Origin of the sequence: Streptomyces sp. HB132 (genome assembly GCF_016909575.1) — a bacterium.
Classification (GTDB): domain Bacteria; phylum Actinomycetota; class Actinomycetes; order Streptomycetales; family Streptomycetaceae; genus Streptomyces.
This window is the reverse complement of sequence record NZ_JAFBGA010000005.1, coordinates 1-24,906: the sequence shown is the minus strand read 5'-3', so window position 1 is coordinate 24,906 and position 24,906 is coordinate 1. Positions and strand designations below refer to the sequence as shown.

Below are 24,906 nucleotides of genomic sequence, written 5' to 3'. Positions count from 1 at the left end.
AGGTCGGCGAGGCACTGGAGGTGGGCATCCTCCGAGGGATGAGAGCGGTCGGGGCGGGCAGATCTTGCAGTCCTCTGCGGCGGCTTCCAGAGACGGCAGCCCCGCACGTTCCCGGCGGAGGGGGATCAGGTCGACGTACCGGCGGCGTCGGCCCGGCCTCGGCCGAGTGCGTCCAGCGCGCGGTGCAGGACCTCCTGGACCTGCCCGTGGGCTGAGATCGTGGTCACCAGACCCTGGGCCTGGTAGTGGTCGACGACCGGCGCCGTCCGGGTGCGGTAGACCTTCAGTCGCTTACGAACGGTTGCCTCGCGGTCGTCGTCTCGCTGGTACAGCTCACCGCCGCAAAGGTCGCAGACTCCTGCCACTTCGGGCGGGCTGTGATCGACGTGAGAAATGTGTGTTCGGTCCTGACGGCACAAACGTCGTCCAGCTATCCGTCTGACCACCTGGTCCTCGGGAATCTCCAGATCGAGCACGGCGTCCGGCCTCGACTTGAAGCCGGCCAGCATGCCGTCCAGCGCTTGCGCCTGGGCAAGATTGCGAGGGAAGCCGTCCAGCAGGAATCCGCGCTCGGTGTCCGGGCGGGCGAGGCGCTCTTCGATCACCCCGATCGTGAGCTCGTCCGGTACCAGAAGTCCGGCGTGTATGTGTGTGTGGGCGTGCCGGCCGAGCTCGGTGCCCGCGGCGATGTGCTCGCGGAACAGGTCACCGGTGGAAACGTGCGGGATCGACAGATGCGAGGCAAGGCGCACTGCCTGCGTGCCCTTGCCGGCCCCGGGCGGCCCGATCAGGAGGATGCGCATCGATGAGTCAGACCCTTCGTCATGCGTGGCCCAGGATCGGTCCCGGGATTAGCAGCCGTGACTGAACGCTGGTGCCGTCGCCACCGGGGCGCGATCCGGCGTACCCCAGGAATGGAGCGGGTGATACCCCCAGCGTGAGCCTTCGGCTTGCCCGGACGGCCACCCAGCACGCTGCCAGCTTCCAGAACACGGCATCGTACGCGCCCAATCGCCTGCGCTCTCGTCCGCTACCGAAGAACTGCGTACGGGAGGACTCTCAGGCGTCCGCTCGACCCGGCCGCCTGGTGAAGCGGCGTATCCCCCTTCGGGTGGGCTTGAGGGGCTTGTCCTCAGGCGGGACCACGACCTGAACAGCAGCCGACGCCGGCTCGAGAGCGGGGGGCGGTACCTCCGCGTGACGGCCGTCCCGTTCAATCCTGGTCCGGACGGCCTGGGCCATGGCGTGATGGGACGGTTCTTTCAACAGGCCCGCCACGGACAACCGCTCCCACATGTGCAGCAGTTCCTTTCCTCGGGTTGCTATCTGCCCCTCGTCCTGCAGCCTTTGCCACGCGGCAGTGGCGCGGACCACCTCGGGGGCTGCCCTATTCAGATCGATGCCACAACGGATGCGTGCGACCGTCAGCGCGAGAGCAGTGGAGATCACATAGTCGCCGCGAAGGTAGGCGATGTAAGCCTCGATCGCCCTGGCCTCCAGTGACAGTTCGTCCTCCGCGCCCCGGCGGAGCGTGAGGTGCTCCCGCAGTGCACCGGCAAGGACGAACGCGGCGTGCAGTTCCTCGCGCTGCGCGTGCTGGATGATCCGCTCGACGCGGGCGAGCGGGGGGAAGGCTTCTTCCTCCGCGATGGTTCGCTCGCGCCCGGGTGGCAGGTCCTCCTCCTCGGCGATGGTTCGGCTCGATCCGTCGGGGTACACCCGGAGCCGCGCGATCTGCCGCAGTCTGCGGTCGATGACGGTTGCCGCCACCGGAGCCCCCAGGGCGCGGGCGAACATGGCCACGGCGTCGAGAATCGCCTCGTTGGCCGGGCGCATGCCACCCATCACCAGCAGGTGGCCGTTGACCACTGTCGATCCGTCCTCGGCGACGTATGCGTCAAGGCGGATCAGTGGTGGCGCGTTGAGGGCTGGCAGATTCCCCTTGTTATGGGGTGTCAGCGAGTGAGACATCCGCTCGGACTCCGGGTCGTCAGGGACGGGCAGGGAACTAGCTGGCGCGGTCGCGTCGGTGCGTCCGGCTCTGTCAGGAGGGGGCACCCTCAACCCCCTTTAAAATCTTTCCTTTGTGGCATGAGCCTAATAGATAATCAAGTCCGCGAAATCTCCACTGCCGGCTGACCCGCTGTGCATCCCTCAGCGACGCTCCCCGCCTGTCTGTGAACGGCCCTACGGTGCGGCGACCACCTGGCGCGGGCATCACAAAAGGCAGAAACGTCTGCCACGAGGCCCAGACGTGATTCAGGGGCGGGGGTGACCTCTGATGTTGGACACAGGAGACACCGGGTCCTGAGGATTTGAGGACGGACAGCTTGTGGCCATGCAGAATCACCGGCCGCGGTTCGAGGCGGACGCGGTCGCGCTGTGCGAGTCGCGGCCCGAACGACCATCAGGTAGAGCGCGGCCGATCTCGGGGTATGTCCGGAGACGTTGCGGAACTGGGTCCGGGCAGCCGGAGTGAGCTGCCCCGGCGAAGCCGGCCGGAGGTATCGCAGGAGCCGCCCACGATGGAGGCGGAGATCGCGGCTCCGAGGAGGAAGGTCCGTGAGCTGGAGGAGGAGCGCGAGATCCTGCCGAAGCCGGAGAGGCGTTTCGCCGGGGGAGACGCGCCGTTGAACCGCTTTCAGCGTGTCGCCGATCTGCACCCCCGCTACGGCGTGAAGCGGATGTGCGGCATTCTCGGTGTCGCCCGCCCGAGCTTCCGCCACTGGTGCCGACGGCTGCGGACCGGGCAGCCCGGCCCCCAGTCACCCGCGTCAGCAACCCTGCGGGCCGCCGGCGGGGATGGACGCGGACTGCGTACTGGTGGACGACTTCGGCGGAGCGGAAGCGGCCACCGGCAGGCTTATCGAGGACGGACACCGGCGCATCGGGTTCCTCGGCAACCCGCCCGCGCTCTACACCGGTGCCGAACGCTTCCGTGGCTACTGGGCAGCCCACGAGGCGGCCGGCCTGGAGCCGGACGAACGCCACATCCGTCGCGGACTCGCGGACGTGGCCAAGGCCGAGCACGCCGCCGTCGCGCTGCTGGAGGGACCTGACGCCCCCACCGCGCTCTTCTGCACCAACAACCGTCTGACCCAGGGGGCCATCAGGGCCGTCCGCACCTTGGGTGCCCCGGTCTCCCTGGCCGGTTTCGACGACTTCGACCTCGCCGACGTCCTCGGTCTCCCGCTGACGATCGCGTCCTACGACGCCGACGAGATCGGGCGCAGGGCCGGCCAGATGCTCATCGACCGCATCAACGCCGGCCCCGGCACCCCTCTGCCCGCACGACGCTCCGTGGTCCCCACCGAAGTCATCCGGTACGGGATCGACCGACCGTAAGCCTTGCACCGTCCGGCCGTTCCCGGGACACCGCTGTCATCCGACCGGGCCGGCGGACGGGCCCGCCGCTACCCGCGCGGAACTTTCGATGGAGTCTCCATGCACGACGACCGCACGCTGACCGAACGCCGGCTCGCCCGGGTACTCGACCAGCGCCTCAGGCCCGCAGTCCACGTCCGCTCCCTGCCGCTCGAGGTGAGTGTTCACCACCTCTCCGGCGAACCCGTGCCGGTGAGCGAGGGAATCGCCGGACCTTACGAGCCGATCAGCACCGGCGAGTACTGGGGCCCGGCCTGGTCCACCAGTTGGTTCAGGATCCGTGGCGGCGTCCCCGTCGACTGGGCGGGGGAGCGGGTCGAAGCGGTGCTCGACCTCGGCTTCGGCGCCACCCAGCCCGGATTCTCCGCCGAAGGGCTCGTGTACCGGGCCGACGGCACCCCCGTGAAGGCCCTCAATCCGCGCAACACCTGGCTCCTCATCGCCGAACGGGCAGAGGGGGGTGAGGAGTTCGAGTTCTACATCGAGGCCGCCGCCAACCCGCTGATCTTCGACTTCGACGCCGCGGGTGACCCGTTCGTCCCCACCCGGGCCGGTGATGTCGCCTCGTGGCTGCGCGCCGGGGGAGGCGCCGAGTCCGCCGGTGAACCGCTGTACCGGCTGACCCGCACCGACCTCGCCGTCTTCGACGAGACGGTCTGGGAGCTCGTCCAAGACCTCGACGTCCTGTCCGGTCTCATGCACCAACTGCCCGAGGACGCCACCCGTCGAAGCCAGATCCGGCACACGGTGAGCGCGGCGCTCGACGCGATCGACCTCCAGGACATCAAAGGCACTGCCGGGCAGGCCAGGACACTGCTGGCTCCCGCCCTCTCCGCACCCGCGTACGCCGGTGCCCATCGCATCTCGGCCGTCGGCCACGCCCACATCGACACAGCCTGGCTGTGGCCGGTGCGCGAAACCGTCCGCAAGGCGGCCCGCACCGTCTCGAACGTGACCGCGCTGATGGACGACCACCCCGATTTCCGGTTCGTCATGTCGCAGGCCCAGCAACTGGCCTGGCTCAAGGAACAGCGCCCCGAGGTGTACGCCCGGGTGCTCCAGAAGGTGGCGACCGGGCAGTTCCTGCCGACCGGCAGCCTCTGGGTCGAGCCCGACACCAACCTCTCGGGCGGCGAGTCCCTGGTACGCCAGTTCGTCCACGGCAAGCGGTTCTACCTGGAGGAGTTCGGCGTCGAGACGCGCGACATGTGGCTGCCGGACACCTTCGGCTACAACGCCGCGCTGCCCCAGCTGATGAAGCTCGCCGGCATCGACTGGTTCCTCACGCAGAAGATCTCCTGGAACACCACGAACGCGTTTCCGCACCACACCTTCTGGTGGGAGGGCATCGACGGCTCCCGGGTCTTCAGCCACTTCCCGCCCGTGGATTCCTACAACGGCGACCTCTCCGGTGCCGACATCGGCCACACCGAGCGCAACTTCCGCGACAAGGGTGCGGCCAACCGCTCCCTGGTGCCGTTCGGCTACGGCGACGGCGGGGGCGGCCCCACCCGCGAGATGCTGGCGCGCGCCGACCGGCTGGCGAACCTGGAGGGCTCCGCGAAGGTCGAGATGGAGGGGCCCGTGGACTTCTTCACCAAGGCCCACGCGGAGTACCCCGACGCGCCGGTATGGGTCGGAGAGCTCTACCTGGAACTCCACCGGGGCACGCTCACCAGCCAGCTCGCCACCAAGCAGGGCAACCGCCGCAGCGAACACCTGCTGCGGGAGGCGGAGCTCTGGTCGGCCACGGCTGCTCTGCGGACCGGTGAGCCCTATCCGTACTCCGCGCTCGACCGCATCTGGAAGACCGTCCTGCTGCACCAGTTCCACGACATCCTGCCCGGTTCCTCCATCGCCTGGGTGCACCGGGAGACGGAGCAGGCCCACCAGGAAGTCGCCCGGGAACTGAACGCGGTCATCGATACCGCCCAGCGCGCTCTGGCCGGGCCTGCGGAAGCCGACGGCGGCGGCTTGGTCGTCTTCAACGCTGCCCCGCACGGCCGCGACGGGGTGCCGGCACTCGCCGCCGCCCTCCGTACGGCACCACTGCGGACGGCACCCGTACGAGCAGGCCAGGACGGCAGCCTCGTCCTGGACAACGGGCTGGTGCGGATCACGGTCGACGCCCGCGGACTGATCACGTCCGCGTACGACCTGACAGCCGGGCGCGAGGCGCTCGCCCCCGGATCGGCGGGCAACCTGCTCCAACTCCATCAGGACTTCCCCAACCAGTGGGACGCCTGGGACGTCGACGCCTTCTACCGAAACACCGTGCAGGACCTGACCCAGGCCGACGAGGTCACGGCCCACGGCGACACCATCGAGATCGTGTGGAGCGTCAACCAGTCACGGATCCGCCAACAGTTGACCCTGCGAGAAGGCGCTCGGCGACTCGACATCGACATCACCGTCGACTGGCGGGAGCGGGAGAAGATCCTCAAGGCCGCCTTCCCGTTCGACATCCGGGCCTCCGACTCCACCAGCGAGATCCCCTTCGGCCACGTCCGGCGGCCGACCCACTCCAACACCAGCTGGGACGCGGCCCGCTTCGAGATCTGCGCCCACCGCTTCCTGCACATCGAGGAGCCGGGCTGGGGAGTGGCGCTGGTCAACGACTCCACGTACGGCCACGACGTCACCCGCGACGTCCGCCCCGACGGCGGGACGACGACCACCGCCCGGCTCTCGCTGCTGCGCGCCCCGCTCTTCCCTGACCCGGAAGCCGACCAGGGCGAACACCGCTTGCGCTACGGCCTGGTGATCGGTGCGGACATCGGTGACGCCGTCCGCGAGGGCTACCGTTTCAACCTCGCCGAACGAACGGTCGCCGGCTCGACGGCTGTCGCCCCACTGGCCGAGGTCGACCACAACGGTGTCGTGATCGAGGCCGTGAAGCTCGCGGACGACCGCTCGGGAGACGTGATCGTGCGTCTCTACGAGTCGCTCGGAGGACGAGCCACGACAACCTTGCGCGCGGGATTCCCGGTGATGGCGGCCACGACGACCGACCTGCTGGAACGGCCGGTAGAAGACCGACCCGACCTGCCCGTCACCGCCGGCGGCGTGCCGCTCGTTCTGCGCCCGTTCCAGATTCTGACTGTGCGACTGACGCCACGCGCCTGACCGAGGAGGGGGCCGCGAGTGGTGAACCGGTGGGTTCCGGTACGGATCAGCGAGTCGAGATGCCTGCCGGAACACGAGCGCGCAGCGGAGACCGCCGCGGTACCGGACGGCCTGCTGGCCGCTCATCATGGATACAGCCGCTTCCACAGTGAGCCGGCACCCGCACGGTCCCCAACCGCCCTCGTCGGCCGGTACGGCGACATCCCGGCGGCCCCCCCTGCCCATGCCTGCGACGCCAGCCGCCCAAGTAGGTCACGAGGCCCCGCCCGACAGCCGCCAGGGCGAAGGAGCCACGGGCCGGGTGGATGCCGCACAGGGCGGTGACCGGGAGGATGACCAGCTTGGCGACATCCACGAGCAGCCGGCGCGTTCGCCTTCGGCGCCGGCGAACCGGCGGCCGCTTCGGTGCCGCCGGCCTCCACGGCCCGGAGGCAGTGGAAGGCGCTGATCGCCACGTCCGGCGTCATCGAGGTCAAGCGCACAGCGGGGTTCTGGAACTTGGACGGTTCCTCAACGACGGGCCGCCCCGCTGATCCGCGGCGGCCTCAGAAGGGAGTCTCGGAGCGCGGGCCCGTGGGCAGAGGCCGGGCACCGACGGTGAGCGCAACCGTCGGGCCGGCCTGTACGACCCAGCGCAGTCGGCAGAGCAGCACGCTTGTCGGCTGGCGCGGAGAGCCGGTTCTTCCACATCGCTCATGTGCCGAGGGGCTGAAAGGAGGACCTCCCTCTAGGGTTCGACGATGTGCCGCAGATAGGTGTGCGGGTCGGCGAGGTAGCGGCGCCAGTGATCCACGACGCCGAGCTCGCGCCAGGCGACCCTGCGCATACCGTGCTCACCGACCTCGACGATGTCCGCACCCGGCAGTGCGGTCAGCAACGGGGAGTGCGTGGCACAGATGATCTGGCCGCCCTCCTTGGCCAACCGGTCGATGTGCCCGATCAGCTCGAGGCACGAAGAGAAGGAAAGCGCTGCCTCCGGCTCGTCAAGGACATAGAGCCCGGCGTGCAGGAACTTTTCCCGGAACGCCGCGAGGAAGCCCTCACCATGGCTGACACAGTCCGGCGAGAACCCTTCCCTGTCCAAAGCGTCCCGCGCGGTCTCGGCACGCAGGAAGAAGCCCTTGCGGGCTGACCAACTGGCAGCCATGCGGCGCCCACGCCCCGAGGCGGTGTCGAATTTCATACGTTTGCCGAGGGCCGATCTGCCGCGCGGGGAAGCGTAGCTCCAGTCGTGGGAGCCGCCGTAGGAGTCCAGACCGAACCCCTCCGCCAGTGCCTCGACCAGTGTCGACTTCCCCGAGCCGTTCTCGCCGACCAGAAAGGTCACAGGTGCGGTGAACCGAAGCCCTTCGCTGAGCAGCTGACGGACGCAGGGCACCGACCAAGGCCAGGTTTCCTCGTCGTACGAGGAGAGATGGGCATACGCACGTTCGATAATCACGCAACCAGTGTCGCCTGTACTCGGGATGCGTACGTGCCCCGCGCAGCCGGCGTCAGCACCTCGCGCTCGTTGTTGCCGGGGCGCTCCCGTCGGCCCCACAGTCGTCCCCGGCTGTTGCAGGCGGTGCCTCAACGCCTCCGAGCCGCACCACTCGTGCCGACTTCCGCCGAGCAAGTGCGACGGCGGGCGGCCGGCTTGCTCGGCGGGACGCGACGCAGCCACCATGACGATCAGTCATCCGGGCAGGCGCGCCAAAACCTGGGGAGGCCAGGCGCCCCCTTCCGCTTGGAGTGTGCGGATCGGTCTTCCACGGTCAGCGGCGGGTGGGAGCAGGGGGGCCAGGACAGTCGGGCCGCAGGGGATGCGGGCACGCCGGGCGGCCTGTGCGGTCCTCGGTCACCGTTTGAGTGGCCGAGGACCGGGGCGACTGAGGGCTGCGGGACTGGGGCGCAGGTCGCGGTCGACGAGGTCACGAACCCTTCGTGAACGCGATGGCGTGGTCAACGGCCCACTGGCGAAACGCTCGCGGTGCCGTCCCGAGGACGTCGGCCACCGCGGTGGTGACGTACGCGGGCTGTCCGACCGCCGCACTCCACGCGGCGAGCAGCATGTCGATGGCCGGGCGGGGCACCGTACCCTCCCACAGACCTCGGAACTCGTCCGGCGACATCTCCTCGAATGCGATCCGGCGCCCCAGGGCAGCGGCGATGACGTCCACCTGCGCGGCCAGGGTCAGCGATTCGGGGCCGGTAAGGACGTAGTCGCCTCCGACGTATCCGCCCTGATGGAGCGTCCGAGCCGCGACGGCTGCGATGTCACGGTCGTCGACCGGTGCCGACTCGGCGGCGCTGTAAGGCCACCGGACGACGTCTCCGGCCCGGATCGCGGGCGCCCACCAGGCCAGCGAGTTCGACGCGAACATCCCCGGCCGGATGATCGTCGACTCGATTCCGGTGGCCGCGATGAGCCGCTCGATGTCGGCGTGCAGCACCGCCATGGGATTGGGCTGCTGGAAGAAGGGGTGCGGCGTCTGATGAGGGGAGGAGAGGAAGACGACCCGCCGCACGTGGGCTGCCAGCCGCTCGACGACTGCCTCTGCGGTCCGAGGTGGGGCGGTCCAGACGAGGAAGACCGCACCGGCGCCGTTCAATGCGGGGTCGAGTGACTCGGGCACGGTGAGGTCGCCGGTGAAGACCTCGGCCTTCGCAGGCAGCGTCGCCGCTGCCTCGGAGCGACGCGTGAGGGCGCGGACCGGCACGCCCGCGTCGAGGAGTTGGTCGATGACGACGCGGCCGACCCGGCCCGTCGCCCCAGTGACGAGCACGGGAAGAATGTCCATCTGATTCACGCCGCCCATGGAAACGTTACTCGGTTAAAAAAGCAACCCGGTCATAAATGTTACAGTGGTCAGATGGGCGAGTTGATGGGGCTGCGGGCCCGCAAGAAGGAGCGGACGCGCGACGCCATCGGAGACGCGGCCGTCTCGCTGTTCCTGCAACACGGCTTCGACCGCGTCTCGGTCAACGACGTCGCCGCGGCGGCCGAGATCTCCAAACCGACTCTCTTCCGGTACTTCCCCACCAAGGAAGACCTGGTGCTCTACCGGTTTGCGGACCACCAGGGCGAGTCAGCACGCGTCGTACGCGACCGTGAGTCCGGCATCGAGCCGGTGACGGCGCTGCACCGCCACTTCCGGGCCGGCCTCGAGCAGTACGACCCCGTCACCGGCCTTAATGACCACCCTGAGGTTGTGGCGTTCCACCGGCTCGTATTCACGACACCCAGCCTGGCAGGACGGCTCATGCGGTACCGGCTCGAGGACGAGGAGGCGCTGGCGGACGCCCTCGGCGAAGGCATCCAGGCGCGCCTGCTGGCCGCCCAGCTACTCGCGGTCCAACGGGTGCTCGCCCGGACCAACTGGCAGAAGGTTGCCGAAGGTCGCACCGCCCACGACGTCCACCCCGAAGCCGTGGCCGATGCCGACCAGGCGTTCAACCAACTGCCGTGACAGGCGACGCTCCCGGTCGACGAAGGCGCTGCGGCCCGGCGCAGGCACAACCGGACAGCTCCTGTGGCCGCCGGTGGGGGAATCCGGTCCGCTGATCGGGACGGGTGGGCTGGAAGGAGTCCACCGATTCCGACTTCGACGCCAAGCTGGACCGGATCCAGGGCCTGTTTCAGAAGTGGATCACGAACGAGCGTGACGTTCGGCTGCAGCGTGCCACCAGCCGGGTGGAGAGGGGGCAGTGACCCGGGCGCTCGGCTGGTCGGGGTGCAGTCCATGGCGTCGCAGAGCGTCTGCGTTGATGTGGACGTCGAACCAGCCGTGCCACCGACCGTCGGTACTGACACCACAGGCCAGGTCCCAGCGGACCTCGGTCCGGTTGAAGGGCATCCAGTCGATGCCCCGATCGCGCAGTCAAGCGCGAACGGCCGCTACGGGCCGGAGACAGCCCGGCAGGTTCTCGTAGGCGGTGACAGTGATCCAGTCGGCGCTCGGCGTGGTCATGGTGTCCATCATGCCCGGCACCGGTCCGGCATGAGGACCGACGGCCCTGTCAGAGCCACTCGTTGATGGCCGCGACCATTACGGTCGCCTCATAGCGGACGGCGAGTTTGTCGTATCGCGCGGCGACCGCGCGGTGGCGCTTGAGGCGGTTGATGCCACACTCCACCGGGTGCCGTTCCTCGTAGTCGATCGACACCACTGAGGCCATCACCGACTACCGGACCGAGCGTGGCGGTGACGAACACTCCACCGACCGCCGCCTCTCGCGCAGCTACTCCCTCCTGCTGGGCTATGACGCGTTCCACCTGGCTGATCAGCTCATGACCCAGCCACTACAGGTCGTCCTCGCCGGACGCATCGGCTCCTACGACACCGGCATGCAGTTGTGGAAGCTGGCCCCCAACCCCGTCGACCTCATGGTCATCGACGGCGCCGGCCACTACGAGATGTACGACGAGCCCGAATACGTCGACGCCGCAGTCGAGCGACTCACCCACTTCCATATGAACAACCTGTAAGGCATTGCGGCCCAGCTCACCCGGTGTGGTGTCGCTACCGGCCCGCGTTCTCGCTGGTGGAGGGGCTGTCGCCGTCATGGGTGGCCGCCCACGAGGCGAGCAGGCGCAGTCCTTCCTCGGAGGGTGAGCCGGGTTCGGCCGTGTAGATGGTGAGGGTGAGGCCGGGTTCGGCCGCCATTTCCAGGCCCTCGAAGGCGAGAGTGAGCTCTCCGACGGCCGAGTGGTGGAACCGTTTGGTGCCGGTGCCGTGGTGCCGGACATTGTGGGCGCCCCAGCGGGTGCGGAATTCCTCGCTGCGGGTGGACAGCTCGCCGACGAGGTCGTGCAGGTCCTTGTCGTGCGGATTTCGCCCGGCCTCGGTGCGCAGGATGGCGACGGCGACGTCGGCGAAGAGGTCCCAGTCGGGGTAGAAGCGGCGCGAGGCGGGGTCGAGGAAGTTGAAGCGGGCCAGGTTCGCCTGGTTGCCGGGGACGGCGTAGACGTCGGCGTAGAACGCGCGGGCGAGCGGGTTGGCGGCGAGCATGTCCATGCGGCCGTTGCGGACGAACGCGGGACCTGCGGTGATGGCGTCCAGGGTCCATTGCAGGCTGCGGTGCGGCCTCCACTGGTCCTTCGTACGCCGTCGGCGGGGGCGGTTGAGGACGTCGGATCCGTCGGCGGCCTGGGCCAGGTTCAGCAGGTGGGCGCGTTCGGCCTCATCGAGCTGAAGGGCCCGGGCGAGAGCTTCCAGGACGGACGGTGAGACGCCGGCGAGGTTGCCGCGTTCGAGCTTGGCGTAGTACTCGACGCTCATGTCGGCCAGGGCAGCGACCTCGCTTCTGCGAAGGCCGGGAACGCGGCGTCGGGGCCCCGCGGGCAGTCCGGCCCGCTCGGGGGTGATCTTGGCTCGCCGCGAGGTGAGGAACTCGCGGACCTCCTCGCGGTTGTCCATGCCTTCGACGGTACGGCCTGCCCGGGACGGGAGGGATGTACTGCTGGTACACCCCTCGTCAGTGACTCGCTGTCCGCGCGGGATGGGGGTTACCTGGTTGACGTGGCGCTCGCCGTCCGCCCGTCAGAGCGGGCAGGCCGGGCGCTGGGCCCGCGGGCGGCGGAATCGCTGTCTGCGCGGGGCCCTCACCCATTCGGTGGCCTGCCGGAACCCTCCCGGCGTCGGCAGGCTTCAGCAGTCAAGGAGCCTTCCTTATGCGCGGAGCAGTCATCCACGCCCCCGGTGACATCCGGTTCGAGACCGTGGACGATGCCAAGATCATCAAGCCGACCGACGCCGTCATCCGGACGGCCGTGACCTGCGTGTGCGGTTCCGACCTGTGGCCCTATCGCGGCGCCGAGCCGACGGAGCACGCACATCCCATGGGCCACGAGTACGTCGGCTTCGTCGAGGAGGTCGGATCCGCGGTCACCTCGGTGAAGCAGGGCCAGTTCGTCGTGGGCTCGTTCGCCACCTCGGACAACACCTGCGCCAACTGTCGCAACGGCTTCCAGTCGAACTGCCTGAACCGCGAGTTCATGTCCACCTGCCAGGCTGAGTATGTCCGCATCCCCAATGCCCAGGGCACCCTGGTCGCCACCGAGGACGTGCCGGGCGAGGACCTGTGGCCCGGTCTGCTTGCCGTGTCCGACGTGATGGGCACCGGCTGGTGGGCCGCGGACGCCGCAGAGGTGAGGCCCGGCTCGACCGCCGTGGTCGTCGGCGACGGCGCGGTCGGCCTGTGCGGGGTGATCGCGGCCAAGGATATGGGCGCGGAGCGCATCATCGCCATGTCACGGCACGCCTCCCGCCAGAAGCTGGCGCGCGAGTTCGGCGCCACCGACATCGTCACCGAACGCGGTGAGGAAGGTGTCGCCCGGATCAAGGAGCTGACCGGCGGGATCGGCGCGGACTCCGTGTTGGAGTGCGTCGGCACCGCTCAGGCCATGAGCCAGGCGCTGCACTCCGCCCGGCCCGGCGGCAATGTCGGGTTCGTCGGCGTCCCCCACGAGGTCGCCGTCGACGGGCAGGAGCTGTTCTTCTCCCACGTCGGCCTGCGCGGCGGCCCCGCCCCCGTACGCCGCTACCTCCCCGACCTGATCGACCGCGTCCTTCAGGGCCGGATTGACCCGGGCAAGGTCTTCGATCTCACCCTGCCCCTGGAGCAGGTCGCCGAGGGCTACAAGGCGATGGACGAGCGCCGTGCGATCAAAGCCCTCCTCAAGCCCTGAACCCCTACCGCACAAGGAGCAACCGTGCAGATCACCCGCAGCTCGATCGACACCGTCAAGGGCCCGGCCGACTGGTTCACCGGGGACGTCTACATCGACCCCGTCGCCGCCGCGCCCGCCCCGTCCCGGGTCACCGCGTCCCTGGTGCACTTCATGCCCGGCGCCCGCACCTACTGGCACCGCCACCCCTTGGGCCAGACCGTCTTCGTCACCGAAGGCGTCGGCCTGTGCCAGCGCCGCGGCGGGCCGTTGGAAGTCATCCGGCCCGGTGACCGCGTCCTGTTCGAAGCCGACGAGGAGCACTGGCACGGTGCCGCGCCGAACCGTCTGATGGTCCACCTGGCCATCAACGAGGGCGACGCGGACCACGACGTCGTGCACTGGCTCACCCCCGTCACCGACGAGGAATACACCGCCACCCCGGCCACCGGCTGAACCCGGGCGCACACCGCTCTTTCCCCGGGCCCCGATGCGGCCCACCCTCATCCACGTCGTTGAGGAGAACTCTTGTGACCACCTTCGCTCTCGTCGGTGCCGGCCCCGGTCTGGGGCTGGCTGCCGCCCGTCGCTTCGGCCAAGCGGGCCACCACGTCGCCCTCCTCTCGCGCAGCGCCCAGCACCAGGACAACCTGGCAGCCGAACTGGCCAGGGACAACATCCACGCCCGCGGCTTCACCGCCGACGTCCTGGACCCCGCCTCCCTCACCGAGGCCCTGCGCCAGGCGGCGGACACACTGGGGCCCGTCGAGATCCTCCAGTTCAGCCCGGTGCCCCGCAGCGACTTCATGAAGCCCGTCCTGGACACCACCGCAGCCGACCTGGACGCGCCACTGGCCTTCTCCGTCAAGGGACCTCTCACCAGCGTGAACACGGTGCTACCCGGCATGCGGGAGCTCGGCCGGGGCACGCTGCTGTTCGTCAACGGCTCCAGCGCCGTACGGCCCAACCAGAACGTGGCCGGCACCTCGATCGCGTTCGCCGCCGAAAGCGCCTACGCGCAGATGCTCCACACTGCGCTCGCCCCGGAGAACATCCACGTCGCACAACTGATCGTGCCCGGGGCGATCAGCCCCGACTCCGCGACCTCCAGCCCCGACATGCTGGCCGAGCGGCTGTATGCCCTTCACAACGGCCGTGACGGCTTCCGGCACTACGCCGAACCGATGCCCGACCCGCAGGGCGGCACCCCATGATCTTCCCCCTTGGCCGGGCCCTGACCGCCACCATCGGCGCGCTGCAGCCACTGGTCGCTACCGCCTGCTCCGAAGACTCACCCGAGCAGGCACCCGCCACCGGGACGACCTCGTCGTCCGCCGAGGCGTCCGCGCAGACGGTATCGACGAGCCTGTCCGGCTCAGACAGGAGCATTTTGATGGACATCCGCGTCACCCTCGACGGCCAGCCCGTCGACGCGACCTTGAACGGCAGTCCCGCCGCCCGCGACCTCGCCTCCCTGCTCCCGCTCACCCTGGACCTTCAGGACTTCCACGGAACCGAGCGGATCGCTGACCCGCCGCGGAAGCTGGCCACCCAGGACGCCCCCGAACCGCAAGCACCCAGGACCGGGGACCTCACCTACTACGCCCCCTGGGGCAACCTCGCCATCTTCTACAAGGACGGCCCCTCCGCCTCCGCAGACCTGCTGGTACTCGGCCACATCGATGCCGAGGCCGACCAGCTGTCCGGGGCCGAGCGGATCACCATCGAGTCCGCCCCCTGACCTCGCCCACCGCCCCTCCTCGTACGGGAAGAAGTTTTCGCATGCCCTCCGCCACCGGGTCCGACCCCGGCAAGCTCCCCTTCGTCGTCTGGGTGCTCGCCGCCGGCACGTTCCTGATGGGCACCACCGAGTTCGTCATCGCCGGACTGCTGCCCGAAATGGCCGCCGACCTGAACGTGAGCGTCTCCCACGCCGGTCTGCTGATCACCGCGTTCGCCGTCGGCATGATCGTCGGCGGGCCCACCATGGCGCTGGCCACCCTGCGCCTGCCCCAGCGCCGGACCCTGGTTCTGGCCCTGGCCGTCTTCGCGCTCGGGCACGTCGTCGCCGCGCTGAGCGGCTCCTTCACAGTCGTCCTCGCAGCCCGCGTCGTGACCGCCCTGGCCACCGGCGCGTTCTGGGCCGTCGGATTCGTCATCGCCACCACCGCAGCGGGCCCCGGCAACTCCACCCGGGCCGTCGGCGTCATGATGGGCGGCCTGACCCTGGCCAACGTCATCGGCGTGCCGATCGGCTCCTTCGTCGGCCAGTACACCGGCTGGCGTGGCCCCTTCTGGGCCCTGGCCGCCCTCTCCGCACTTGCCGCTACGGTCATCGGCCGCTTCATCCCCACCGCCGAGAAGCGGGCCGAAATGTTGGTGCGGGCGGAATTCCGTGCGCTGCGCCAGAAACGGCTGTGGCTGGCACTGGGCGCCGCGGTGCTGATCATGGGCGGCATCATGGCGACCTACACCTACATCGCCCCGCTGCTGACCGACCGCGCGGGTATCCCGACCGGCATCGTGCCACTGGTCCTGATCGCCTTCGGTATCGGTGCGCTGGGCGGCACCGCCATCGGCGGACGCCTCGGCGACCGGCGTCCCATGACCACGACGATCACCGCTGCAACAGCCGCCGCCCTCGTCCTGGTGCTGCTGATCCCGCTCTCGGACGGCCCTGTCACGGCTGTCGCCCTGATCTTCCTCATGGCCCTGACCGGATTCTCCGTCAACCCGGTCGTCACCTCCCTCGTCGTGCGCTTCGCAGGCGATGCCCCCACGCTCGCCTCGGCGCTGACGACATCCGCGTACAACACTGGCGTCGCCGTCGGCTCGGCCCTTGCCGGGCGGGCCCTGGCCTCCTCCCTCGGCCTGACCGGCCCCGCCCTGGTCGGCGCCGTTTTCACCGCCCTCACCCTGCTGCCGCTGATCGCGCTTGCCATCCGCGGCGCACACCCAACTCCCCCGACCATGGCCCAGCCCGCTTGCCCCCCGCCCGGCGAGCACCAGTCCGAAACACTCGCGGCAACGGCCCCCCTCCAGCGCTGAAACGCCCGTTCGCCCTCACACCCCTGGGTGACACGCGTGAGCACGACCTACGACTTCACCGGCAAGCGCCTTCGTCACTGGCGACGCATCCGGCATCGGCCGCGCCACTGCTGCCCCTGGCCGTTGTCGTCACGCCGGGAAATGTCAATGACTCCACTGTCTTCGACATCGTCATGGGTGAGTCCGGGATGTGCGTGCCGGAACTGGTTGCGTGCCCCGGACACCGCTATGCAGAGGCAACGACTTCGCCTGCGGTGACTTGGGGAGGGTTGGGGAGGAGGGCAGCGAGGTTGTCGCGTACGAAGCGCGCCGCCCGCTCGATGGATTCCTCGGTGCCGGAACGGTCCTGGAACACGCTGGTCGAGAGCATTACCCCGTTCCCGGCATCGACCCAGTAGTAGGCCACAAATCCGGGGACTTGACGTACGAGCGGTACGAATCCCTCGGCGACGAGGCGTGCCGCTTCGGCCGGATCCGCCACGCCCTCATATCGCCGGACTGCTGCGTGCATGATCGATCTCCTCAAGGGTTTCGGCATCCGCGTTGCGACGTCGTCGTACCCCAGGAACGTGTGCTTGCTTCGCGATACGCTCAGCAACCACCGGAAGGGCTTGCTCGATCATTCGAATGGTGGCCTCCGTGGGAAGGTCGGCCCAGGTTTGCCGGCAGCAGGCTTCGTATCCGGTTCGGATCCTGGCCTGGAGGTCCACTTCCACAGCGGGAGCATCACCCCGACAGCGTCCGCCGAGGGCGTCGAAGCTGCTGGAGTCCGCCCCGGAGAGGGAGACCACCGATTGCGTCGCGACCTTCGTGTTGCGCGGCCGTGAGCACCCTGACCGGCAGGTCGTGAACTCCCGCCGAGGGTTTCGGATCGCGTCCGACTTGTCACGGGAGGGGGCGACCCGGACCGGCAAGGGGGTTGCGCCTGTTCCAGGGCACGCTGACCGGGACACCGGTCCAGGGGCGGCCGGGGCCATCTGCGGGAGGTGGTCGGCGATGTCCCGGGCCGGGCCAGGTTTCAGCGGGGTGATCTTCCCGAACAGCCGTAGGCGTCCGGTGATGTCGTATCGGGCCAGGAGTAGGACCTGGAGGCTTGCCGAGAGCCTGTGCAGCCGTCAATGATCGCTGCGCTCGTGTATATCTTCGTACCCGTGGGGGCTTCTTGAACTTGCGGAGCGGTGGCGTCACAACGCGTCCGCCGGTCTGCGCTCCGAGTCCTGAGTAGCTGGATCTCCGCGACGAGCGCCACCCGCTGCGCTAGGAGCGGCCTCGCCTGGCCGCCGTCCGGCGCGGGGTACATCTGCATTGTGCCCAGGTGTCCTGCCACTACGACAGCGAGCAGCGTCGTGATCGTCGTAGGGGAGTTCGGCGATCTGCCCGCGGATGGTGACCCGCCGAAGCCGGTGGGGGAGAAGTGGTGAACGACTGTCGGCGCACTCATCTTTCCAGGGTGCGACTCCGCGCCGGTCACAGCATGCCGGGGGCTCCCGGAGTCGCGCCCTGCGGCGGGGCGTCGTACACAGGGAACATGAGCGAGGAACGGACATCGTGGCATCCGGGCGAGGTCGTGCCGGAGAGCGGAATCTATGAGTGCGACTGCGGCGCCGGCCATCACTGGAGTACCGACGTGAAGGGGCACCGCTTCCCGCCCCTCCCGGCAGGCTGCCCAGGGGCCGCTTGGACGCTTCAGACTGATGCGCACCCCGACTCCTGACACCCCACCCAGGCACCTGACCGATCTGGTGAAGGCATCCGTGACAGGGCATCGCCGGGTCCGCTCTGCGCGGAGCTGCGCGGCGAGCAGAGCGGTGCGCCGGGTACACGATCGTCCAACAGCGCGTGGAAGGCCCCCAGCGGGAAGGTCATCGGCGCGTGGACACTGGCCTGCGACTACCGAGGCCTCCCGGTGCCGACTACCGAGGCCTCCCGGTGCCTGGGAACCGTGCACTTGCCCCGGTTGCAGACCTTCTTGTCGCGCATGACCGCCCTGCCGCACGCGGCAGCCGCTCGGACCGATCACCGCCCGATACGGCTGTTCCACGGCGGATCCGACGGCTGGCCGAATCCGCCCACCCGTAGTCCGAACCCCACCCAGGCGCAGCGACCCGGCTCAGCTGCGCGCTCAGGAACGTGATCCTCGCACGGGTTGGCCTCCTTCTCGACCGGGGTGCCACACCACCGCTGTGGCGTGGCGCCCGGCGCCAGGACGGCATGCGGCGGCTCCGTACACAGCGGGTGCGAGGGCCTCTCCAGACGGGCGGCCAGCTCGTCCGAGTCCTGAGCGAGCGCCAGCTGGGCCAGAGCACGCAACACGCCCAGGTCGGCCTCGATGTGCCACTCCCCGTGGTCGTCACCGTTGGTACAGCCCGGGGCCGGGCGCAGCTTCGCGGCGGCATCCAGGGGGTCGCGACAGCATCAGAGGTCACGGTCGTCGTGGTCATCGCGCACGGTCCTCTTCTCTCAGGACCGTTGCACCGGAGGACCGCCCTTCGGGGACGGGTCGCGGTCCCGGACGTAGACAGTGATCTGCGCTCCGTTGACCCGCGTTGTCGCGTACTCGCGAAAGTGACGCTCCAGGGTGTCTGTTTTCGCCATCTCCTGTGGATCGGGGGCGTGGACCAGGTCGACCTGCTGGACCGTGTCCCATATCTGGGACGGCTCGCGTTGCGCGAGCTGGTAGGTGACGGCTTCGTCGCCCCACATCGTGTTCTGCCTGCGGATGCCCCAGAGTCCCAGAGCTGCGGTCAGTGACGCGGGTGCGATGATGACCAGGGCTCTGACCGGGCCGGAGAGCAGCCGGGCCGGAGCCGACACGGTGGCGGCGGGGGCGCGTACATCGAGGGACATCGGCGACGGAACCTTTCGGCGGCGTGGAGACGTCGCCAGGGTGCCCGGCCCCTGGTCACCGGTTGCTGACCCGACCTGACCGGCCGATCAGGAAACCCTCCCGGCCCTGTGCGAGGCTCCACGGCATGTGCATCCTGGTGGTCGAAGACGAGGTGGACCTCGCTCGGACCCTGCACACCGGTCTGACCGCCGAGGGCTACAGCGTCGACCTGGCCCACGACGGTCGGCAGGGGCTGTGGATGGCCAGGACCGGTGAGTACGCCGTGGTCGTCCTGGACTTGATGCTGCCCGGCCTCAACGGCTACAAGGTCTGCGCCCAGCTGCGCCGCGAGGGCAACGCGACTCCGATCCTGGTGCTCACCGCGAAGGACGGGGAGTGGGACCAGGCGGAGGCTCTGGACACGGGTGCCGATGACTACCTGGCCAAGCCCTTCTCGTACCTGGTGCTGGTTGCACGGCTGCGGGCCCTGGTCAGGCGAGCCGCCGCCGTGGCCCCGCCCGTGCTCGCCGTGGGTGACCTGTCGTTGGATGTCGCCGCCCGGGTCTGCCGCCGGGCCGGGGTGCGGGTGGAGGTCGCCCCGAGGGAGTTCTCCGTGCTGGAGCTGCTGGCCCGCCGGGCGGGCCAGGCGGTCTCGAAAGCGGATCTGCTGTATCACGCGTGGCCTGATGACGCCATGGATCCGAATCTGGTGGAGGCGCGCGTCAGCGTCCTGCGTAAGAAGGTGGACGCCGCGTTCGACCGGCGGTCCGTGCAGACCGTGCGAGGTATCGGCTACCGCCTGGTGGGCGACCGTGAACACGGCTGAGCCGCGACGCGTAGGGTGGCCACGGTCCGTACGCGCCCGTACCGCCCTGGTCGTCGCCTCGACCGCCGCCGTCATCCTGGTCGCCATCGGCTGGTGGCTGCACCGCGACGTCTACCGTCAGGGCACCCGGATCGCCGCCGCAGAAGCGCCGTACCGTACGAGGTCGTCGCGACCGGCCGCAGCACAGCTGTCGCCTCCGGAGGAGGCATGGACGTCCTCGCCCCGGGTTCCCCCATGTGCTGCCCGCACTGCCCCCGCTCTCCGGGCCCACCGACACCGATTCGGGCTGGTACTTCACGCAACGCTACATCCGCATTCCGGAGCGCCGCGACGACGGGCCCGTGGGCCGCTTCGAACTGTCCGGCGGTACCTACCCGGTCCTGTTCGCCGACATCTGGGCCGGTGAACTGAGCACCGAGCAGGCGGCTGCCCTGGGCGTCGCCCCGGACGCCACACTGCGGGTTCATGCGGTCGTGCTCCCCCACACGGCCGAGGCGATCACCGACAACATCTACCTTCTGCTGCTGCGGGCCGGACTCGTCAGCCTGGTACTGATCTCCGCTGTCACCTACGTCACCGTACGGGTGGCGCTGCGGCCGGTGGAGGCGATCCGTACGGCCACCGCCTCGGTCACCTCGGGCGACCCGAGAGAGCGTGTCACCACGAGATCGCCGCCCTGGCCGCCACCATCAACACCACCCTGCAACGCCTCGACGAGGCCGCCGCCAGGCAGAGACGCTTCGTCGCGGACGCCGCACACGAACTGCGCAGCCCGCTCGCCACCCTGCTGGCCGGTCTGGAGGTGGCGCTCGCCTACCCGGACCGCAGCGACTGGCCCAGTGCGGTCGCTACCGCCGCACGGCAGACCGGACGCCTCCGGAGCCTCGCCGAGGACCTGCTGCTCCTCGCCCGCCTCGACGCCCACGCACCGACGACCGGCAGCGGCACCGTGGACCTGGCCGCTCTCGTCTCCCTGCTGGTCGAGCAGTACGAACTGCCGGACCGACCGGTGACACTCACCGCGGACACCACCGCGCCCGCGTACGTGCGCGGCAGCACGGGCGACTGCTGCGCAACCTCGTCGACAACGCCGCTCGCCACGCCACGAGCCGCGTCCAGGTCAACGTCCGGAACCGGGACGAGCAGGTCGTCCTGTCCGTGCACGACGACGGGCCGGGCGTATCCGGAGAGGACGCCGAGCGGGTCTTCGAACGCGTCGTCCGGCTCGACGATGCCCGCTCCCGCGACCGCGGGGGCACCGGCCTCGGCCTCCCCATCGCCCGCGAACTCGCCCACCGCCACCGAGGAACGCTGTCTCTCGTCCCCTCCGACCTCGGGGCGTGCTTCCGGCGGAGCCTTCCCCGAGCGCCCGCTCCGCCCGAACCGTGACCCGCTCTTGCAGGGCGTTTCGTCTTGGGGAAAGCGCCCTCCGGCTGAGCGGCGTCAAGAGCATCGCCGCCGGCCTCCGCCGCGACGCCCGCTGACCCCCTCACCCTCCTCGGCCATGCATGATCACAAAACGGGGGACCCGTCGACTACGCCGAAGCCCTGGGGGTACGGGCCTTCTCCGCACTGAGTGGGAGGTGTCAGAACGCCCAAGTCGCGGGTTCGCCGCAGATCACCGGGTGTTCTCCTGCTCGGGGTGGGTGGTGCGGGGTACCGACCGGTGACTTGAGGACGCGCGGCAGGTGAGCGTGGAGGTACTCGACTTCGACCTGGCGCCCGCGGTCGCGAAACTCCTGAGGGCGCATGGCCTTGTCCGGACCAAGGAAACGATCGAGGTTGAGGCTCCTTCGACAAGAGAGCGGCCCCGTCTGACGGCGGGACCGCTCGGTGGTGTTGGATTCGCGAACCGTCACACCGCGCTCGGCAGACCGATACCAGACCGGAGACGGCCCGCGCTGGGGGGTTATCCCCCGTTCCGATCTTGGGGTGCGCCGGATCGCGCCCCGGTGGGGACGAAACTAGCGTCCAGACATGACTTCGACTCTGAGAAAACACCTGGTCGTGGCACTCGGTATCGCTACGCTGCTCGCCGCCGAGGTGGTCCCCGCCATCGCTCAGCCGGCCGGACCCACTCCTGTGGAGCAGTTACGCCGGGACACCAGGGCGATCCACGCCCTCGGTGTGAGCGGTGTGCAGGCCCGCTTGATAGCGCCTGACGGTCGGCAGTCGGTCGCCACCAGCGGTACCGCCGACCTGAACACCGGCCGCCCCGTCTCCTCCGGCGGCTACTTCCGCATGGCCAGCACGTCCAAGACGCTGGTTGCCACCGTGGTCCTCCAACTGGAAGCCGAGGGCAGGCTGTACCTGGACGACACGGTCGACCACTGGCTGCCCGGAGTGGTGCGGGGCAACGGCAACGACGGCAGCCAGATCACCATCCGCCACCTCCTTCAGCACACGGGCGGCATCCGGGACGCCCTGCCCGGCTACACCACGCCGAAGGAGTACTACCAGCAGCGCCACGACATCTACGAACCCGAGCAGTTGGTCGACCTCGCCATGGCCCATGAGCCGGAGGACTTCCTGCCCGGCAAGGGCTGGGCATACTCCAACACCGGCTACGTCCTGCTCGACATGATTATCCAGATGGCCACCGGTCACCCCGCTCACCAAGAGATCAAAAACCGCATCCTGCGCCCCCTGGGCCTCGACCAGACCCGTTGGGTGGGGACCTCGCCCACCCTGCCCCGGCCCCACGCCCAGGCTTACCAGCTCTTCGGACCCCGTTCCCGGGTGAATGTCACCGACCAGATACCGGTGGACTACGCGAACCTTTCCTGGGTCACGACAACTCGGGACGAGAACCGCTTCTTCCGGGCGCTGCTCGACGGACGCCTACTACCGGCCCGGCAACTGGCCAAGATGAAGCAGACCGTCCCTGTGAGCGCGAAGGTCCAACAGCTGTGGCCCCGGGGCCGATACGGGCTCGGCCTGGTCGAACGCCCCCTGGGATGCGGAGGAACCTACTGGAGCCACGAGGGCGGGGACGGCGGCTACATCACCCTGAACGGCGTCACCGATGACGGGCGTCGAAGCGCTGTTGTCTCCATGTCCGAGGCCCGCGGCGACACCACGGAGCACATACTGGAGCAGGAGAACGCGGCCAGCGCCCTGATCGACCACGCGCTGTGCGCCAGTTATCCCATCACCCCGTGAGCGGAGGTGTCGTCGCTGTGGGCGGTGAGCTCAGCGCGGCGCTCCGCTGGCGCCGCAGCTGGCGCTGCGAACCCCCTTGCCTTCCCACGGCGCGTATTCGGCGAGGTTGGCAAGCAGTTCGCGGGCGCCGGGGTGCTCAGAACTAGTGACCTGACTCGTAGGTTCGTCGTTGGTTGTTTATGAGTCGTCCGGGTCCGAAGATTCCGCCGTTGTCGGTGACTGATGCTCAGCGGGCTGTGCTGGAGGGTTGGGTGCGTCGTCGCACGACGGCCCAGGCTCTGGCTCAGCGCTCAAGGATCGTGTTGGAGTGCGCGGAGGGACACTCGATCCTGGAGGTGTCCCGCCGGATGAATGTTGCCGCGGACACGGTCCGCACCTGGCGGCGGCGGTTCATCGAACGGGGTCTGGACGGCCTGTCCGACGAACCGCGGCCGGGTGCCCCGAGGAAGATCAGTGATGCGGACGTCGAGCGGGTCATCGTCAAGACTCTTGAGGAGAGGCCGAAGAACGCCACCCACTGGTCGACCAGATCGATGGCTGCAGCCACGGGGATGTCACAGTCGGCGATCTCACGGATCTGGCGGGCGTTCGCGCTTGCACCGCACCGGTCTGAGACGTTCAAGCTGTCCACGGACCCGATCAACCGGGCTCATCAGCACGCCGCGGGTGCGCGAAAAATGGGGCGGCGGCGGGGGACGAACTGGAAGATCCGGCACGCGCGTCGGCTGGCCAGGCGCTGGGCCGGTTCCGCGGCGGGCTGACCACGAAGATCCATCTGGCCTGCGACGGCCGGGGCCTGCCTCTGGCCGTCGCAGGCACACCCGGCAACGTGAACGATTCCACCGTCTTCGACACGGTCACGGACGAGCTGAGGGTGCCCCGGACCGGTGCCGAGCGGCCCCGCCGCAGACCCGATGCGGTCATCGCGGACAAGGCGTACTCGACCCGCGCGATCCGCCAAGTCCTGCGCAGGCGGGGCATCCAGGCCGTGATCCCGGAGCGGGCCGACCAGAAAGCCAACCGCCTGCGGCGAGGGACGAAGGGCGGTAGACCGCCGACCTTCGACCGTGAGCTTTACAAAACCCGCAACGTGGTCGAACGCTGCTTTGCCCGGCTCAAGCAGTTCCGGGCGATCGCGCCCCGCTTCGACAAGCTCGCCGCTCGCTACCACGCCGGGCTTCAGCTCGCCTCACTCATTCTCTGGCTTCGCGAGCCGGTAACGCAGCCCCGGAGGGTCTCGACGGCTGGTTGAATGCTCACCAGTGCCACTGCGAAACTGGGGGGCCTTTGAGGGTGCAGGACACGATCGCTTACGACGGCGTCGCAATCTTTCTACTGCTGGTCGTGGTCTGGCAGATGCGGCGACGGCTGACGCTTCGTTCCCGGGGCGTCGAGGTCATCGCTCGGTGCTTCGATCGTGATTGGCGTGGGAAGGGCGGCCCGCAATTCCTTCTGAGCTACACGACGCCAGACGGTGTCAAGCGGACACACAGTGCAGGTGAAGACCACGTCCCCGCCGGCACCCGCGAAGGGGACAGCGTTGCAGTCCTCTATGACCCCATGTCCCCTGGGCGCGCGGAGACGGCACTCGCTTCCCGCAAACCATTCTGGAAGCACTACGACATGGCGGGCCTTGTGGGAGTTGCCCTCAGTGTCGTGCTGATGGTGCACGTCCTCTAGATCGGCCGCCACGCATCGAAAGCGGTCCAAGCCTGCCCCCACACGACGGGGCCAGCGCACATCCGATACATCAGAGCCCTCTCACTCATGCAGCACTTGTCAGACACGGCCTAGTGACCTGAGTCGCAGGTTCGTCGTTGGTTGTTCATGAGTCGTCCCGGTCCGAAGATTCCGCCGTTGTCGGTGACTGATGCCCAGCGGGCT

19 protein-coding genes and 4 pseudogenes are annotated in these 24,906 nt (G+C 69.1%); 15 read left to right on the top strand and 8 right to left on the bottom strand.

The window, feature by feature from the left end:
- Nucleotides 1-125: 125 nt before the first annotated feature.
- Nucleotides 126-803, bottom strand: a complete 678-nt coding sequence (locus tag JOC24_RS13525) for an adenylate kinase (protein ID WP_205020496.1) — start codon at nt 801-803, stop codon at nt 126-128.
- Nucleotides 804-1,059: 256 nt separating this feature from the next.
- On the bottom strand, nt 1,060-1,971 hold the full coding sequence (locus JOC24_RS13520) for a hypothetical protein (protein WP_205020495.1): 912 nt from the start codon (nt 1,969-1,971) through the stop codon (nt 1,060-1,062).
- Between the two features lie 819 nt (nt 1,972-2,790).
- Between JOC24_RS13520 and JOC24_RS13515 the strand changes: the two are divergent.
- Nucleotides 2,791-3,345, top strand: a pseudogene (locus JOC24_RS13515) (substrate-binding domain-containing protein); the annotation flags it as partial.
- Between the two features lie 99 nt (nt 3,346-3,444).
- Nucleotides 3,445-6,510, top strand: coding sequence for an alpha-mannosidase (locus tag JOC24_RS13510; RefSeq protein ID WP_205020493.1), 3,066 nt, complete (start codon nt 3,445-3,447; stop codon nt 6,508-6,510).
- 727 nt (nt 6,511-7,237) lie between these two features.
- Here JOC24_RS13510 and JOC24_RS13505 read toward each other — a convergent pair.
- Nucleotides 7,238-7,951, bottom strand: coding sequence for an AAA family ATPase (locus JOC24_RS13505; RefSeq protein ID WP_205020492.1), 714 nt, complete (start codon nt 7,949-7,951; stop codon nt 7,238-7,240).
- A gap of 469 nt (nt 7,952-8,420) precedes the next feature.
- Entirely contained in the window at nt 8,421-9,290 is an 870-nt protein-coding gene (locus tag JOC24_RS13500; protein WP_239580458.1) for an SDR family oxidoreductase, read from the bottom strand.
- 72 nt (nt 9,291-9,362) lie between these two features.
- Between JOC24_RS13500 and JOC24_RS13495 the strand changes: the two genes are divergently transcribed.
- The gene (locus JOC24_RS13495; RefSeq protein ID WP_205020491.1) at nt 9,363-9,959 is read left to right on the top strand and encodes a TetR/AcrR family transcriptional regulator; all 597 of its coding nucleotides are present in this window, start codon (nt 9,363-9,365) and stop codon (nt 9,957-9,959) included.
- A 104-nt stretch (nt 9,960-10,063) separates the two neighbouring features.
- Nucleotides 10,064-10,201 (top strand): hypothetical protein, encoded by a 138-nt coding sequence (locus JOC24_RS13490; protein ID WP_205020490.1) that lies wholly within the window; start codon nt 10,064-10,066, stop codon nt 10,199-10,201.
- A 308-nt stretch (nt 10,202-10,509) separates the two neighbouring features.
- Here JOC24_RS13490 and JOC24_RS13485 read toward each other — a convergent pair whose 3' ends face one another.
- Nucleotides 10,510-10,668: a transposase gene (locus JOC24_RS13485; protein WP_205020489.1), complete on the bottom strand. Its 159-nt coding sequence runs from the start codon at nt 10,666-10,668 to the stop codon at nt 10,510-10,512.
- Between JOC24_RS13485 and JOC24_RS33995 the strand changes: the two are divergent.
- A pseudogene (locus JOC24_RS33995) lies at nt 10,649-10,978 on the top strand (alpha/beta hydrolase); the annotation flags it as partial. The gene JOC24_RS13485 and the pseudogene JOC24_RS33995 overlap by 20 nt on opposite strands.
- Before the next feature lie 34 nt (nt 10,979-11,012).
- Here the strand turns inward: JOC24_RS33995 and JOC24_RS13475 are convergent.
- On the bottom strand, nt 11,013-11,909 hold the full coding sequence (locus JOC24_RS13475) for a helix-turn-helix transcriptional regulator (protein WP_205020488.1): 897 nt from the start codon (nt 11,907-11,909) through the stop codon (nt 11,013-11,015).
- Between the two features lie 254 nt (nt 11,910-12,163).
- On the opposite strand from JOC24_RS13475, the gene JOC24_RS13470 reads away from it, so the two are divergent.
- The 5 genes from JOC24_RS13470 to JOC24_RS13450 all read left to right on the top strand — a co-directional run bounded on the left by JOC24_RS13470 (nt 12,164) and on the right by JOC24_RS13450 (nt 16,207).
- Nucleotides 12,164-13,180, top strand: a complete 1,017-nt coding sequence (locus JOC24_RS13470) for a zinc-dependent alcohol dehydrogenase family protein (RefSeq protein WP_205020487.1) — start codon at nt 12,164-12,166, stop codon at nt 13,178-13,180.
- Nucleotides 13,181-13,204: 24 nt separating this feature from the next.
- Nucleotides 13,205-13,615, top strand: coding sequence for a (R)-mandelonitrile lyase (locus JOC24_RS13465; RefSeq protein ID WP_205020486.1), 411 nt, complete (start codon nt 13,205-13,207; stop codon nt 13,613-13,615).
- 74 nt (nt 13,616-13,689) lie between these two features.
- The gene (locus tag JOC24_RS13460) at nt 13,690-14,373 is read left to right on the top strand and encodes an SDR family NAD(P)-dependent oxidoreductase (RefSeq protein ID WP_205020485.1); all 684 of its coding nucleotides are present in this window, start codon (nt 13,690-13,692) and stop codon (nt 14,371-14,373) included.
- On the top strand, nt 14,370-14,900 hold the full coding sequence (locus JOC24_RS13455) for a cyclophilin-like fold protein (RefSeq protein WP_205020484.1): 531 nt from the start codon (nt 14,370-14,372) through the stop codon (nt 14,898-14,900). Before JOC24_RS13460 ends, JOC24_RS13455 begins: the two co-directional genes overlap by 4 nt.
- Before the next feature lie 41 nt (nt 14,901-14,941).
- Nucleotides 14,942-16,207, top strand: coding sequence for an MFS transporter (locus tag JOC24_RS13450; protein WP_205020483.1), 1,266 nt, complete (start codon nt 14,942-14,944; stop codon nt 16,205-16,207).
- A gap of 226 nt (nt 16,208-16,433) precedes the next feature.
- On the opposite strand, the gene JOC24_RS13445 is transcribed toward JOC24_RS13450, so the two are convergent.
- Nucleotides 16,434-16,718: a hypothetical protein gene (locus tag JOC24_RS13445; protein ID WP_205020482.1), complete on the bottom strand. Its 285-nt coding sequence runs from the start codon at nt 16,716-16,718 to the stop codon at nt 16,434-16,436.
- A gap of 1,949 nt (nt 16,719-18,667) precedes the next feature.
- Nucleotides 18,668-19,054 (bottom strand): hypothetical protein, encoded by a 387-nt coding sequence (locus JOC24_RS13440; RefSeq protein ID WP_205020870.1) that lies wholly within the window; start codon nt 19,052-19,054, stop codon nt 18,668-18,670.
- A 125-nt stretch (nt 19,055-19,179) separates the two neighbouring features.
- Between JOC24_RS13440 and JOC24_RS13435 the strand changes: the two genes are divergently transcribed.
- The 5 genes and pseudogenes from JOC24_RS13435 (at nt 19,180) to JOC24_RS13410 (ending at nt 24,702) form a co-directional block, all read left to right on the top strand.
- Entirely contained in the window at nt 19,180-19,860 is a 681-nt protein-coding gene (locus JOC24_RS13435) for a response regulator transcription factor (protein ID WP_205020481.1), read from the top strand.
- Nucleotides 19,847-21,249, top strand: a pseudogene (locus JOC24_RS13430) (sensor histidine kinase). Before JOC24_RS13435 ends, JOC24_RS13430 begins: the two are co-directional and overlap by 14 nt.
- 588 nt (nt 21,250-21,837) lie before the next feature.
- Nucleotides 21,838-23,022 (top strand): serine hydrolase domain-containing protein, encoded by a 1,185-nt coding sequence (locus tag JOC24_RS13425; RefSeq protein WP_205020480.1) that lies wholly within the window; start codon nt 21,838-21,840, stop codon nt 23,020-23,022.
- 179 nt (nt 23,023-23,201) lie between these two features.
- Nucleotides 23,202-24,274, top strand: a pseudogene (locus JOC24_RS33205) (IS5 family transposase).
- Nucleotides 24,275-24,315: 41 nt separating this feature from the next.
- Nucleotides 24,316-24,702 (top strand): DUF3592 domain-containing protein, encoded by a 387-nt coding sequence (locus tag JOC24_RS13410; protein ID WP_205020479.1) that lies wholly within the window; start codon nt 24,316-24,318, stop codon nt 24,700-24,702.
- Nucleotides 24,703-24,906 lie beyond the last annotated feature (204 nt).